The organism is Lutibacter oricola (assembly GCF_900106565.1).
Taxonomy (GTDB): Bacteria; Bacteroidota; Bacteroidia; order Flavobacteriales; family Flavobacteriaceae; genus Lutibacter; species Lutibacter oricola.
Genome location: NZ_FNNJ01000005.1, coordinates 80162 through 95589 on the forward strand (window position 1 = coordinate 80162; position 15428 = coordinate 95589).

12 protein-coding genes are annotated in these 15428 nt (G+C 30.6%); 7 read left to right on the forward strand and 5 right to left on the reverse strand.

The window, feature by feature from the left end:
• The first annotated feature begins 70 nt into the window (after positions 1-70).
• Positions 71-994: a malate dehydrogenase gene (locus BLU40_RS10650; protein ID WP_090123228.1), complete on the forward strand. Its 924-nt coding sequence runs from the start codon at positions 71-73 to the stop codon at positions 992-994.
• Between the two features lie 81 nt (positions 995-1075).
• Here BLU40_RS10650 and BLU40_RS10655 read toward each other — a convergent pair whose 3' ends face one another.
• Entirely contained in the window at positions 1076-1414 is a 339-nt protein-coding gene (locus BLU40_RS10655; protein WP_090123230.1) for a VOC family protein, read from the reverse strand.
• A 12-nt stretch (positions 1415-1426) separates the two neighbouring features.
• Positions 1427-3103 carry a formate--tetrahydrofolate ligase gene (locus BLU40_RS10660; protein WP_090123232.1) on the reverse strand — a complete coding sequence of 559 codons (1677 nt, stop codon included), beginning with the start codon at positions 3101-3103 and terminating at the stop codon, positions 1427-1429.
• 172 nt (positions 3104-3275) lie between these two features.
• Between BLU40_RS10660 and secDF the strand changes: the two genes are divergently transcribed.
• The 3 genes from secDF to obgE all read left to right on the forward strand — a co-directional run bounded on the left by secDF (position 3276) and on the right by obgE (position 8577).
• Positions 3276-6260: a protein translocase subunit SecDF gene (secDF, locus tag BLU40_RS10665; protein WP_090123234.1), complete on the forward strand. Its 2985-nt coding sequence runs from the start codon at positions 3276-3278 to the stop codon at positions 6258-6260.
• Between the two features lie 134 nt (positions 6261-6394).
• Positions 6395-7513, forward strand: coding sequence for an adenylate kinase (locus BLU40_RS10670; protein WP_090123236.1), 1119 nt, complete (start codon positions 6395-6397; stop codon positions 7511-7513).
• 71 nt (positions 7514-7584) lie between these two features.
• Entirely contained in the window at positions 7585-8577 is a 993-nt protein-coding gene (gene obgE, locus BLU40_RS10675; protein ID WP_090123239.1) for a GTPase ObgE, read from the forward strand.
• Here obgE and BLU40_RS10680 read toward each other — a convergent pair.
• The 3 genes from BLU40_RS10680 to BLU40_RS10690 form a co-directional block, all read right to left on the reverse strand.
• Entirely contained in the window at positions 8574-9047 is a 474-nt protein-coding gene (locus BLU40_RS10680) for a hypothetical protein (protein ID WP_090123241.1), read from the reverse strand. The genes obgE and BLU40_RS10680 overlap by 4 nt on opposite strands.
• A 71-nt stretch (positions 9048-9118) precedes the next feature.
• Entirely contained in the window at positions 9119-10804 is a 1686-nt protein-coding gene (locus BLU40_RS10685) for a M56 family metallopeptidase (protein WP_090123243.1), read from the reverse strand.
• Positions 10801-11172, reverse strand: coding sequence for a BlaI/MecI/CopY family transcriptional regulator (locus tag BLU40_RS10690; RefSeq protein ID WP_090123244.1), 372 nt, complete (start codon positions 11170-11172; stop codon positions 10801-10803). Before BLU40_RS10690 ends, BLU40_RS10685 begins: the two co-directional genes overlap by 4 nt.
• Positions 11173-11303: 131 nt before the next feature.
• On the opposite strand from BLU40_RS10690, the gene BLU40_RS10695 reads away from it, so the two are divergent.
• The 3 genes from BLU40_RS10695 to BLU40_RS10705 all read left to right on the forward strand — a co-directional run bounded on the left by BLU40_RS10695 (position 11304) and on the right by BLU40_RS10705 (position 15362).
• Positions 11304-11810 (forward strand): DUF456 domain-containing protein, encoded by a 507-nt coding sequence (locus BLU40_RS10695; RefSeq protein ID WP_090123482.1) that lies wholly within the window; start codon positions 11304-11306, stop codon positions 11808-11810.
• Between the two features lie 254 nt (positions 11811-12064).
• On the forward strand, positions 12065-13765 hold the full coding sequence (gene lysS, locus BLU40_RS10700; RefSeq protein ID WP_090123246.1) for a lysine--tRNA ligase: 1701 nt from the start codon (positions 12065-12067) through the stop codon (positions 13763-13765).
• Between the two features lie 214 nt (positions 13766-13979).
• A complete protein-coding gene (locus BLU40_RS10705) occupies positions 13980-15362 on the forward strand; it encodes an MFS transporter (RefSeq protein ID WP_090123248.1) in 1383 nt (460 codons plus the stop codon).
• Positions 15363-15428: the final 66 nt, after the last annotated feature.

The window sequence follows — 15428 nt, forward strand, 5'->3', positions numbered from 1 at the left end:
GTATTGATAAATTAATTTAAAAATTAGTACTTTTATACCTCTTAAAAACAACAATATAAAATAATAAAATATGAAAGTTACAGTAGTAGGAGCTGGTGCAGTAGGTGCAAGTTGTGCTGAATACATCGCTATTAAAGATTTCGCTGCAGAAGTAGTGTTAGTTGACATTAAAGAAGGTTTTGCTGAAGGTAAAGCTATGGACTTAATGCAGTGTGCTTCTTTAAACGGATTTGACACTCAAATCTCAGGAGCAACAAACGATTACTCTAAAACTGCAGGAAGTGATGTTGCAGTAATTACAAGTGGTATTCCAAGAAAACCAGGAATGACTCGTGAAGAATTAATTGGTATTAACGCTGGAATCGTTAAAACAGTTTCTGAAAACTTAATTAAGTATTCTCCTGAAGTTATTATCATTGTGGTTTCTAACCCAATGGATACTATGGCTTACTTAGCTCACAAAGCAACTGGATTACCTAAAAACAGAGTAATTGGTATGGGTGGAGCTTTAGATAGCGCACGTTTCAAATTCAGATTAGCTGAAGCTTTAGAATGCCCTGCATCAGATGTTGATGGTATGGTAATTGGAGGTCACAGTGATACAGGTATGGTTCCATTAATTGGAAAAGCTGCCCGTAACAGTGTAAAAGTTTCTGAATTCTTATCTGAAGAAAGAATGCAAGAAGTTGTAGAAGCTACTAAAGTTGGTGGTGCTACATTAACTAAATTATTAGGAACTAGTGCTTGGTACGCTCCAGGTGCTGCAGTATCTGAAATGGTTAAAGCTATTGCTTTAGATTCTAAAAAAATATTCCCTTGTTCAGCATTATTAGATGGTGAGTATGGTTTATCTGATTTATCAATTGGTGTACCATGTATTATTGGTAAAAACGGTATTGAGCAAATTGTTGAAGTTGAATTAACTGATGCAGAAAAAGAAAAATTACAAGCTAGTGCAGTTGGTGTAAAAGCAACTAATGCTTTATTAGACTAATTATAGTTTATAATAAATTATTTAAAAAGCTCCTCAAATATTAATTTGAGGAGCTTTTATTTTTCAAAAAAATCAATTAATTTAATTATCAGACCAAACAGCTAATTCATTCCCTGAAGGATCTAAAAAATGAAATCTTCTTCCCCCTGGAAAAGAAAATATTTCTTTTGAAATAATTCCATTAAACGATACTATTTTATCTTTAACTTTTTGAAGATTTTTATGGTACAACACAATTAATGCTCCATTTACAATTTCGCTTCCAGAATACTCAAAACCACCCTCCAAACCACTTTCTGAAAAAGAGGTATAATTTGGACCGTAATCTTTAAATTTCCAATCAAAACAATTAGAATAAAAACTTTTTATTTCTTTAATATTCTTAGTTTTAAATTCAATATAATTTATATGGTTTTCCATAATAATTTAAGTTTAAGACAATCCAGAAATAACACCGTTTTTATCAATATGCATCGCTTCGGAAGCTGGTGCGGCTGGTAAACCTGGCATACGCATCATTTGTCCTAAAATAGGAATTATAAATCCTGCTCCTGCAGCAATCTCAATTTCACGAACTGTAACTACAAAATTCTCTGGTCTACCTCTTAAAAACTCATTATCTGTAAAAGACTTTTGTGTTTTAGCCATACAGACTGCAAAATTGTTAAATCCTAGTCGTTCAATACGTTTTAAATTAAGTTTTGCTTTTTTATCATAATCAACAGCAGATGCTCCATAAATTTCTTTTGCAATTTTTTCTATTTTCTCTTTAACTGGCATATCCCAATTGTAAATTGGTGTAAATTTTTCTGTAGTATCGTCAACTATATCAACAACTGCATTCGCTAGTGACATAGCTCCTTCTCCACCTTTAGCCCAACTTTCCATAACAACTGCCTGAACACCAATTTTATTACATTTTTTTATAACATAATCAATTTCTTCTGGCAAATCGTTTACAAAAGCATTTATTGCCACTACAGGTTTAATATTGTATTTATTAATATTCTCTATATGCTTTACTAAATTACAGATTCCTTTTTTAACCAACCCCAAATTTGGTTCGTTAATTTGGTCTTTTGCTGCACCTCCATGATGACGTAAAGCCTTAATTGTAGCAACAAGCACAACAGCTTTAGGACTTAACCCTGCAGCTTGACATTTTATATTTAGAAATTTTTCAGCACCTAAATCTGCTCCAAAACCAGCTTCAGTTACTACGTAATTAGACAGGCTTAAGCCAACTTTTGTTGCTATAATTGTATTTGTTCCTTGTGCAATATTGGCAAATGGCCCTCCGTGAATAATTGCAGGATTCTCTTCTAAAGTTTGTACTAAATTAGGTTTTATAGCATCCTTCAATAAAATTGCCATAGCATCTTCTGCTTTTAAATCACGTGCAAAAATTGGTTTCTTATCAAAAGTAAACCCAACAAATATATTTCCTAACCTTGTTTTTAAATTTTCAAAACTTGTAGCCATACAAAGTATAGCCATAACTTCAGATGCTGGGGTAATATTAAAGCCATCTTCTCTTGGTATACCGTTAGCTGTTCCGCCTAAACCAATTGTAATTTTACGCAATGATCTATCATTCATATCAATTACACGTTTCCATAAAATGGTTCTTGGATCTAAATTTAAACTACAACATTTACTTTGCAAGTTATTATCAATTAATGCAGAAAGTAAATTATTTGCTTTTTCTACTGCATTAAAATCACCAGTAAAATGCAAGTTAATATCTTCCATCGGCACTACTTGAGAATATCCACCACCAGCAGCACCTCCTTTAATACCAAAAACTGGCCCTAAAGAAGGCTCTCGTAATACAACTGTAGCTTGTTTTCCAACTTTATTCAACCCTTCAGTTAAACCAATAGAAACCATAGTTTTACCTTCACCAGAAGGTGTAGGAGTCATTGCTGTAACTAAAACAAGATTATTTTTAGCTATTTCTTCTTCATTTATTAAATTTAAGGGCAATTTAGCTTTGTATTTACCATACATTTCTAAATCATCTTCTTCAATAGATAATTTTTTAGCAATATTTTTTATATGTTTTAACTCTTTATTTTGAGCTATTTCGATATCTGATAAAAATTTCATTTCAAAAATATTTTGGTACCCAAATATATAAAATTAGAAGCTTAAAAACGTGTTATTTTGATTCCCAACAAAATATAGTGATAAAAAGCAAAAAAGTATTGTTAAATACTGTTTGAAATTATATATTTGCACGTTTATAATAAACGAAATTTTATACTTAAAATAACTTATAATGCAAAACAAAGGACTTGTAAAATTATTCGCTATTCTATTCGGATTAGTAAGTTTATATCAATTATCATTTACATGGTTTACTAAAAGTGTTGAAAAAGATGCACGTACGTATGCTCAAACCAAATCAGATGACGGTAGAGAGGTTGCAAAATTAGAAAGGGTTTACTTAGACTCTGTTGCAAACAAATCTGTTATTAATTTAGGTTTTGCTGAGTTTAGTTACTCAGACATTAAAGATAAAGAGTTAAACTTAGGATTAGACCTTAAAGGTGGTATTAACGCAATACTACAAGTATCTGTAAAAGATATCTTAATTGGTTTATCTAATGAATCTAAGAATCCAGTGTTTAATGAAGCTATTGCTAAAGCTTCTGAAAGACAAAAAAGTAGCGATGATACATTTTTAGAATTATTTTTAGAAGAATTCAAAAGTGTTAGCAACGGAACAGTAAAATTAAGTGATCCAAGTATTTTTGGAACTAGAGCTTTACGTGAAAAAATTAACTTCAACAAAAGCGAAGATGAAGTAATTCAAGCTATTGAAGATGAAGTTACAGGTTCTGTAAACACTGCATTTGAAGTATTAAGAAGTCGTATTGATAAATTTGGTGTTACACAACCAAACATTCAGCGTATTGGTAACTCTGGTAGAATTTTAATTGAATTACCAGGAGCTAAAGATATTGATCGTGTAAAAAAATTATTACAAAGTACTGCTGAGTTACAATTTTGGGAAGTTTACTCTAACCAAGAAGTTGCCAACTTTATGTTTCAAGCAAATAGTGTTGTTGAAAACCTATTAAAAAGTGAAACTGTTGAAGATACAACTAAAGTAAATGTAGATGATTTATTAGGTGAAGTATCTGATTCTTTAGCTACAAAAACTATTAACAATTTATTTACTGTATTACAACCAAGTATTCCACAAAGCCAAAACCAAGTATCATCTATAGTTGGTAATGCTAAACTTGCAGATACTGCAAAAGTGAATAACTATTTAGCTATGAAAGAAGTTAGAGCTTTATTGCCTAACGAAATGAAATACACTAAATTTTTATGGGATGCAACTCCTTATAAAGCTACAGTAACTGCTACTGGTGAAGAACAAGAAAGAATTAACTTATTTGCTATAAAATCTAATAGAGAAGATGTTGCTCCTATTGAAGGTGATGTAATTGATGATGCTAGTCAAGAGTTTGGTCAAACTAACAAACCTGAAGTTAGTATGACAATGAATGCTTCTGGAACAAGACAATGGGCAAAAATGACAACTGATAACTTAGGAAAATTTGTTGCTGTTGTTTTAGATGATTATGTATATACTGCTCCTTCTGTTAACACACCTATTACAGGTGGTAGAACTTCAATTTCTGGTGGATCTATGACAGTTAGTGAAGCGCAAGATATTGCAAACGTATTAAAAGCCGGTAAATTACCTGCTGCTGCACATATTATTCAATCTGAAGTTGTTGGACCATCATTAGGTCAAAAAGCAATTAATAGTAGTATGATTTCTTTTGGAATTGCATTACTACTTGTTTTACTTTGGATGATTTTCTATTACGGAAAAGCTGGAGCATTTGCTGATGTTGCATTAGCCGTAAACATTTTATTTATCTTCGGTATTTTAACTGCATTTGGAGCCGTACTTACGTTACCTGGTATTGCTGGTATTATCTTAACAATAGGTATGTCGGTAGATGCGAACGTAATTATTTTCGAGCGTATTAAAGAAGAATTAAATAAAGGAAAAGCTTTAAAAGCTGCTATTGCACACGGGTTTAGTTTTAAAGGAGCTTTATCTGCAATTATAGATGCTAACATTACAACAATGTTAACTGGTATTATATTATATGTGTTTGGAACTGGACCAGTTAAAGGTTTTGCTTATACATTAATGGTAGGTATTGTTACTTCATTATTTACAGCAGTATTTATTACTCGTTTATTAATTGACTGGTATGCTAACAAAGGGAAAAAATTCACATTTAATACTAACATTACTAAAAACTGGTTTAAAAGTATTACAATTGAATTCTTAAGAAAACGTAAAATAGCATACATAGCTTCAGGTATTTTTATTATTGTTGGTATAGGATCTCTATTTACAAATAGCTTAAACTATGGTGTAGATTTTGTTGGAGGTAGAAACTTTATTGTAAAGTTTGATAAAGTAACCAACTCTAGTGATGTTGCTAATACATTAAAAGATGTATTTGGAAGTTCTCCAGAGGTTAAATCTTACGGTAATTCTAGCCAATTAAAAATTACAACTAAATATAAAATTGATCAAGAAGGAAACCATATTGATGATGAAGTACAAGGTTTATTATTCTCTGGTTTAAAAAGTTACTTACCTGAAGGATTATCTATGGAAGAATTCAAACCTGGATTCGACGGAGATAAAAAAGCCGGTATAATGAGTTCTATTAAAGTTGAACCAACTATTGCAGATGATATTAAAACAGCTGCAGGATGGGCAATTATTGGATCATTATTAGTTGTATTCTTATACATTTTATTCCGTTTTAGAAAATGGCAATACAGTTTAGGTGCTGTAGCTGCAGTTTTTCATGATGTTTTAATTGTATTAGCTATATTCTCTTTATTCTGGAAAGTATTACCTTTTGATATGGAAATTGGACAATCATTTATTGCTGCAATACTAACTGTAGTTGGTTATTCACTAAATGATACCGTGGTAATTTTCGATAGAATTCGTGAATTTAATGGTATACACTCTTCTTGGAAATTCAACAAAATTGTTGATGTAGCATTAAGTAGTACTTTGGGTAGAACTATAAACACGTCATTAACAACATTGGTAGTATTATTTGCTATCTTCTTATTTGGTGGAGATTCAATTAAAGGATTTATGTTCGCATTAATTGTTGGGGTTGTAGTTGGTACATACTCATCATTATTTATTGCATCACCAATTATGTATGATGCAACTAAGAAATTAACAAAAGATAAAAAATAATTAAGGTATTAAGCCTAAATATAAAAACCGTTTTGAACATTCAAAACGGTTTTTTCTATTTCAAACTAACAAATAAGTTAATTAAATATTTAATATTAACTTATTGATTATTAAATTTGTAACAAAGCAACACAATGAGTATTATTAAGCTACACGACAAATATTTTAAATCTTATATATCTGCTGAAAAGATTGAAGAAGCAGTACAAACTATGGTTAACCAAGTTTCTGGAGATTTAGACAATGATGAAAAACCATTATTTATAGGAATATTAAACGGTTCATTTATGCTAGTGGCCGATTTTATTAGAAAATACAAAGCAGATTGCGAAGTGTCTTTTGTAAAATTAGCTTCTTACGAAGGAACTAGCTCAACAGGTAAAATCAAACAACTTGTTGGTGTTAATGAAAACCTTGAAGGTAGAACGGTAATAATTTTAGAAGACATTATTGATACTGGTAATACACTTCAAGAAATCTATGAAATATTTAAAGATAAAAAAGTAAAACAGCTTAAAATAGCTACTTTATTTTTTAAACCAGATGTATTCAAAAAAGAATTAGCAATTGACTATATCGGAATTTCAATTCCAGATAAATTTATTGTTGGTTACGGATTAGATTACGATGGTATTGGAAGAAATTTAAACGAAATATATCAACTTACAACACAACCTACTATGACAAACATTGTATTATTTGGCCCTCCAGGTGCAGGTAAAGGAACACAAGCAGAATTATTAAGAGACAAGTATGAATTATTACATATATCTACTGGTGAAGTTTTCCGTTACAATATTAAAAACGAAACTGAATTAGGAAAATTAGCTAAATCTTATATGGATGATGGTAACCTAGTTCCTGATGAAGTAACAATTGAAATGTTAAAAGCTGAAGTTGAAAAAACTCCAGATGCTAACGGATTTATTTTTGATGGTTTCCCTAGAACTGAATCTCAAGCAGCAGCTTTAGATGCTTTTTTAGAAGAAAAAGGTGAAAGAATTAGCGGAATGGTTGCTCTAGAAGTATCTGAAGATTTATTGGTTGAACGTTTATTAGAGCGTGGTAAAACAAGCGGAAGAAGCGATGACCAAGACGAAAGTAAGATTAGAAATAGATTTGTTGAGTACAACTCAAAAACAGCTATTTTAAAAGATTATTACCAAGCACAAAACAAATATTTTGGTGCAGATGGTGTAGGTTCTATTCCAGAAATTACAGAGCGTTTATGTACTATATTTGATAAATTATAAGATAATAGTCACACATTAATTAAATAAAGGGCTTGTTTAAGCCCTTTATTTTTAACATAAAATATATTTAAATGACTGAAGGAAATTTTGTTGATTATATAAAAGTGTTTGCTAGCTCAGGTAAAGGTGGAGGTGGATCTGTACACTTACATAGAGAAAAATATATTACTAAAGGTGGGCCAGATGGTGGAGATGGTGGCCGAGGTGGACACATAATTGTTCGTGCCAACCCTAACCTATGGACACTTTACAGTTTAAAATTTAAAAAACACTTTAGAGCAGATCACGGTGGACACGGTTCTAAATCTAGAAGTACCGGAAAAGATGGTGAAGATGTGTATATAGATGTGCCTCTAGGTACTATTATTAGAGATGGCGAAACCCAAGAAATACTTTTTGAAATAACAAAAGAAAATACTGAGCAAATATTATTGCCAGGAGGAAAAGGTGGACTTGGTAACTGGAATTTTAAATCTTCAACAAACCAAACACCACGTTATGCTCAACCAGGTATAGATGGTCAAGAAGGCTGGTTTCAAATAGAATTAAAACTATTGGCTGATGTTGGTCTAGTCGGTTTTCCAAATGCTGGAAAATCTACATTATTGTCTGTTTTAACTTCTGCAAAACCAAAAATTGCAGATTATGCCTTTACAACTCTAAAACCTAACTTAGGAATTGTTGAATACAGAGATTTTCAATCTTTTGTAATCGCAGATATTCCAGGTATAATTGAAGGTGCAGCAGAAGGTAAAGGTTTAGGACACCGATTTTTAAGACATATTGAGCGTAACTCCACACTATTATTTTTAATACCCGCAGATGCAGATGATATTAAAAAAGAATATCAAATATTGTTAAACGAATTAAAGCAACACAATCCAGAATTACTAGATAAAGACAGATTGTTAGCTATTTCTAAATGCGATATGCTAGATGATGAATTAAAAGAAGAAATTAAAAACGAATTACCTGAAGGTATCAAAACACTATTTATATCATCAGTAGCTCACCAAGGTTTAACTGAATTGAAGGATACACTTTGGAAAATGCTTAACAACTAATTTGTTAAAATTATAGGTAAAATAAACTCTGTACTTACAGGCATATTTCTTTTAATTGCTGGCTCTAGAGTTGGCAATTTTTGAATACTAACTTCAAGTATACTATCAAACTCTGGTAGAAGCTGTTTTGTTTGTGCAGAAATTTTTAAATTAGTTAAGGTAGTTTCTCCATTAGAGTTTACTTTTAATTTTACTAGAACGGTATCGCTAACTTCGTCTACAGCATTTAAACTATACTTTTTTAAACTAGCGTAAATATGTTGAGACATTTCTAACTGAAAACAAACTTGCTGTTTTTCTCTAGAAGGAATTGACTTACAATTTGGAAACAGTGGAAAAGCATCTACACTACTAAAATCTACAATAGTATCAACCACTTTAATAGGTTCTTTTTTATAAGCCTGTTCAAAATAAGAACAAGAAACTAGTATAAAACTGCAAAAAAATAAACTAAAAAATTGCTTTTTCATTGATATTTAATTCAATATGTGAAAATACAACTTTTTAGTTTACTCAACAATTTCAATTTTTAAAATCGAATTTATTTTTTCAATACAATTTCAACTACTCCATTTTTACCTTTTTCTCCATATTTTTCAATGGCTTTATTTCCTTTTAAAACATCAATTCTTTCTATAGAATCTGGATTTATTTTATCAACCACACTTTTAGTAGTTTCTTTTCCATTTAGAATATATAAAGCTTGTTCAAACTCTTTATTTAAATCTTTTGAAGCATCATCACCTTCAACAACAAAAGCAATTGGCAAGCTATATTTAACGCTTACATTATTCCCTTTGTGTTTACCTGGAATCATATTAGGTATTGTTTTAATCACTCTAATTGCTTCTTCTTGTAATATTTTATGAGGCGCTCTTGCCTTTACATCAGAAACTTCTCCATTTTTGTTAATAGTAAACATTACAAAAATTCTTTTAGTGCCAGCTTCTAAATCAAGATCATCAGCCAACTTACTATTAAACTCATTATTCACATGTTTTGTTATAGCTTCTTGAATACATTGTTTTTTATCTTTTGAATTTTCACAACCTGGAAAAACAGGAACATTGTCTATTGTAGCAAATGGAACACTACCATCATCTTTTTTACTTATTGGTGGAGTTGGCACTTTTAAAAATAAAACTCTATCTCCTTTATCATCAATTACAACTGAAAACGGAATGTTTTTAACGTTTTTTGATTGAAACTTTTCCAACAACTCTTTTTCACTTGTAGTGTAATCTTCTAATGGAATTATTTCTCCATTTAAATGACTTCCAATAAACATAATTACATTTCCACTATCTAAATATTTCCCTTCATTTGGAATTGGTTCAGCCAAGGCTTTTTCAACTTCTTCAAAACTTACACTAGAATCATTAGCGCATGAACTATACACTAACATACCTACTAACGCAGGAATTAACATTAAATATTTTAATTGGTTTACTTTTTGAGATTTGTTTTTTGCAATCATAGCAATACGTTTTTTAATTAATGAATGTTTATAAAATTGGTTAGTAAATGATATATTTTCAACATCAAATGTTTCGGCTAATAATTTATTGAAATATGCTTTTTTATTGGATTTTTTCACTACCTCAGCATCAGATATGTATTCGTGGAGTACGGTTATTCTTTTTTGAAAAATATAAACCATTGGGTTAAACCACATTGCAATTTTTAACACTTCAAAAAATAATAAATCTAATGTGTGCCTTTGTTTACAATGAACCATTTCGTGTTCAATAATTTCTAGCTCCTTATTTTCTAATAAGCGCTTATTTATAAATATAAAATTGAAAAAAGAAAAAGCAGATTGCTTCGTTTTTAAAATAACAATCTTATAAAGTCCTTTTTTTATAATAGTATTCTTATTTATTATACTAATTATTTTAAATAGCTTCACAAAAAATAGTATTGAAAACAGAATTACACCTACTAAAAACAGTTCATTTAAATAATAATTTGTTGAAGCTGTAGCTGTAGAATTAAAAAGAATACTTTCCGGATTAATAATAACCTCTGGTAACCTAACAATTTGTTCTTGCACACTAGTTTTTTGAAAAATATCGAATTTTAACCAAGGAATTATAAACGAAGCTATTGGAGCAACAATTAAATAAACTCTATTCCATTTAAAAAAAGTTTCTTTCTGCAAAAAGAAATCGTAAACCGCTAAAAATATAGCCTGAAAAAGTACCACTTGAATTATATAATTAATCATTCCTCTGTCGTTTTGTCATTAATATTCTTTAAAATAGACTCAAGTTCATTAATATCAACATCATTCTTTTTTACAAAAAACGATACCATATTTTTAAATGAACCTCCAAAGTAGCCATCCATAATTTTTTGCAAACTTTGGTTACTATAAGCTGTTTTATCTATTATAGGAAAATAAATATGACCTCTCCCCTTTGCCCTATGACCTACAAATTTTTTAGTTTCTAAAATTCTAATTATCGTAGAAACCGTATTATAGGCTGGCTTTGGAACCGGAAGCTTCTCTATAATTTCTTTTACAGACGCTTCTTTTAAATCCCACAAAACTTGCATTAATTGCTCTTCTGCTTTTGTTAATTGTTTACTCATTTTTCAACTAAGTTTTTAGTTCAACAATACAAATATAACTAAAAAATTAGTTTAAACTAATTTTTTAGTTGAAAAAATTTGCATACTTTTTGCAATACATTAATTACATAACTCTAAAAACAAAAAATTATATGGACATATTTTTACTAATAGTTGGCTTTTCATTAACCATTTTAGGCATAATTGGTGCATTTTTACCCGTTTTACCAGGGCCACTTACAAGTTGGTTTGGTTTATTACTTCTTCATTTAACAGATACTGTTCCTTTAAATTGGACTTTTTTAGGAATTACGTTAGGTGTTGCCATAGCCATATGGATTATTGATTATTTTATACCAGCGCTTGGAACTAAAAAGTTTGGAGGTACAAGATTTGGGGTTATTGGTACAATGATAGGTTTAATTGTGGGTATCTTATTTTTAGGCCCTTTTGGAATAATTATTGGACCCTTTGCTGGTGCATTTATTGGTGAAATGATTAAAGACAGTAAAGATACTAGCAGAGCATTAAAAGCTGGATTTGGGTCATTTTTAGGGTTTTTAACCTCCGTATTTTTGAAATTTACTGCTGCAATAATTTTTACAGCTTTTTACGTCTCAATATTCTGGGAGTATAAAGAAGCCTTTTTCAACTTCTAATTACCATTTACAAAGTGTTATAAAACAAAAAAAGCGTCCCGGTTTTTCGGGAAGCTTTCCATTGGTTTTAAAAACCTATTGACGTTTTCACGTCAAAACAACACAACTAATCTGCTCTAAGCAGGCAACAAATATATACATTTTTTATTACGAAAACGTATTCTTTACACTTTTTCTTTTGAAATTGTTAATTTATATGAATTGGTTGTATCTTTGCAAACTGAAAATAAAAGTAATTATATAAAATACGCTACATGCAATTATCACCACTTGAATTAGTTAGAAGAGAATCTCTACAAAAATTACGAGATTTAGGTATTAACCCATACCCAGCTGAAGAGTTTAAAACAACCGCTACAGTTAACGACATACTTAATAAATTTAACGATTTTGAAGGTAAAGAGGTTATACTTGCCGGTAGAATGATGAGCCGAAGAATTATGGGAAAGGCTTCTTTTGCTGAATTGAAAGATGCGAGTGGAAGAATGCAAATTTATATTAGCCGCGACGAAATTTCTTCTGAAGAAGACCCAACAATGTATAATACTGTATTCAAAAAATTATTGGATATGGGAGACATTATTGGTATTAAAGGTGAAGTTTTTAAAACTAAAGTTGGTGAAGCTTCTGTAAAAGTAAAAGAACTTACAGTACTTTCTAAAAGTTTAAAACCATTACCTGTTGTTAAAACAGATGCAGATGGTAAAGTACACGATGCTTTTTCTGATGCTGAACAACGCTACCGTCAACGTTATGTAGATTTAATTGTAAATGATGATGTAAAAGATACTTTTATTAAAAGAACAAAAATTACCACTTCAATGCGTAATTTCTTTAATGAACGTGGATATTTAGAAGTTGAAACTCCAATTTTACAACCAATTCCTGGTGGTGCTGCTGCACGTCCGTTTATGACACATCACAATGCATTAGATATGCCTTTGTATTTACGTATTGCTAACGAATTATATTTAAAACGTTTAATTGTTGGTGGTTTTGATGCTGTTTACGAGTTTGCAAAAGACTTTAGAAATGAAGGAATGGACAGAACTCACAATCCAGAATTTACTGTAATGGAATTGTATGTTGCATACAAAGATTACAACTGGATGATGAATATGACCGAAGAGTTATTAGAAAAAATAGCTATTGATACCAACGGAACTAGTGAAGTTACTATTGGAGAAAATAAAGTAAGTTTTAAAGCTCCTTATGCTAGAGTTCCAATTTTAGAAGCAATTAAAACGCATACTGGTTACGATGTTGCTGGAATGGACGAAGTTGAATTACGAGAGGTTTGTACCAAAGTTGGCTTAGAAGTAGATGAAACTATGGGAGTTGGAAAACTGATTGATGAATTATTTGGTGAAAAATGTGAACACCTATATATTCAACCAACATTTATTACAGATTACCCTAAAGAAATGAGTCCGTTAACAAAGGAACATAGAGATAATCCTGCATTAACTGAGCGTTTTGAATTAATGGTTAATGGTAAAGAATTAGCAAATGCTTATTCTGAGTTAAATGATCCAATTGACCAAAAAGAACGTTTTGAAGATCAATTATCTTTATCTGAAAAAGGTGATGACGAGGCAATGTTTATCGATCAAGATTTTATTAGAGCTTTAGAATACGGTATGCCTCCAACTTCAGGTATTGGAATTGGTATAGACCGTTTGGTAATGTTTATGACTAACAATGCATCAATTCAAGAAGTATTGTTCTTCCCTCAAATGAAACCAGAGAAAAAAGCTCCTGCAGTTGAATTAAACGACGATGAAAAAGCAGTTTATGAATTGTTGAAGAAAGCTGAAAAAATTCTTTTACCAGAATTAAAAACTCAAAGTGGTTTAAGCAATAAAAAATGGGATAAAACCATTAAAGGTTTAACTAAAAACAACATTGCCAAAGTTAATAATACAGACGATGGTTTATTTGTTGAATTAATTTAACTAATACAAAACTGTCATTCTGAGCGATAGCGAAGAATCTCACCTTACTATATATAATATTAAAAAAAGGAATTACATAATTGTAGTTCCTTTTTTTCGTTTAAAATTTCAACCAACAAGCAATTTAGTACTATAAATAGCTAACATTATTTTAAAAGAAACCAAGGTAAATTAGTATCTTGTCGACTTCATTAAAAAATTAAACAAACTACACATGTTTCAAAAATTAAAAGGTTTTTCTCGCGCATTTTGGACAGCGAATATTGTTGAGCTTCTAGAAAGAGGTGCTTACTACGGAGTATTTATTGTTATTACCTTATACTTATCTAGAATTTTAGGGTTCTCAGATATGGAAGCAGCAATGATTTCTGGTTTATTTTCTGGAGGTTTATACCTTTTACCAACATTTACAGGTGCTTTAGCAGATAAAATTGGATTTAAATCTTCACTAATAATAGCTTTTGCCTTATTAAGTATTGGTTATTTTGGATTAGGTGTACTGCCTACTATGTTAGAATCTATTGGTTTAGTTGATTATTCTGACGGTATAAAATTTACAGGTTTATTAGAATCTAGCCAACGCTGGGCAATTGCTCCAATAATGATTATAATAATGATTGGTGGTTCATTCATAAAATCAGTAATTACAGGTACTGTTGCAAAAGAAACTACGGAAGCAAATAGAGCTCAAGGTTTTTCTATTTTTTATATGATGGTAAACATTGGAGCCTTTTCAGGAAAAACCATTGTAAAACCTTTACGTGCTTCTATGGGAGATATGGGATTGGTTTACTTAAACTATTTTTCTACTGCAATGACGGTTATTGCGTTATTAATGATTATTTTCTTTTACAAAAGTGCTAAACAAGACGGACAAGGAAAAACACTAAAAGAAATTTGGGATGCTTTAATTAGAGTAATTACCAATGGTAGGTTAATTACATTAATTTTAATTGTTACAGGGTTTTGGATGGTACAACACCAATTATATGCAACAATGCCTAAATACGTGTTAAGATTGGCTGGTGAAGGTGCTTCTCCTTCTTGGTATGCCAATGTAAATCCTTTTGTTGTTGTTTTAACAGTAACTTTTGTAACTAGAATTATGGCAAGCAAATCTCCCCTATTTTCTATGACTGTTGGTATGTTTATTATGCCACTTTCCGCACTTGCAATGGCATCTGGAAACTGGTTTAGTGGCGAAGAAATAAACCTTGGATTTATGAGTATGCACCCTATTGCATTAATGATGATTTTTGGTATTGTGCTACAAGCCTTAGCAGAATCATTTATTTCTCCTCGTTTCTTAGAGTTTTTCTCTTTACAAGCACCTAAAGGTGAAGAAGGATTGTATTTAGGTTTTAGCCACTTACATTCATTTATTTCTTCAATTGTTGGTTTTGGTTTATCTGGATATTTATTATCTAAATATTGTCCAGACCCAAGATTATTTGACAATCACGATGCTTGGAAAGTAGCTGCTGCAGATGCACATTATATCTGGTATTACTTTGGTGCAATTGCTTTAGTATCTGCAATATCATTAATTATTTATGGTAAAGTAATTGAAAAATTAGACGGAAAAAAAGCTGAGTAATTTTGGCTTACTATAATTTACATATTCAAAAAGGAATTACTTCAACAGTAATTCCTTTTTAGTTAT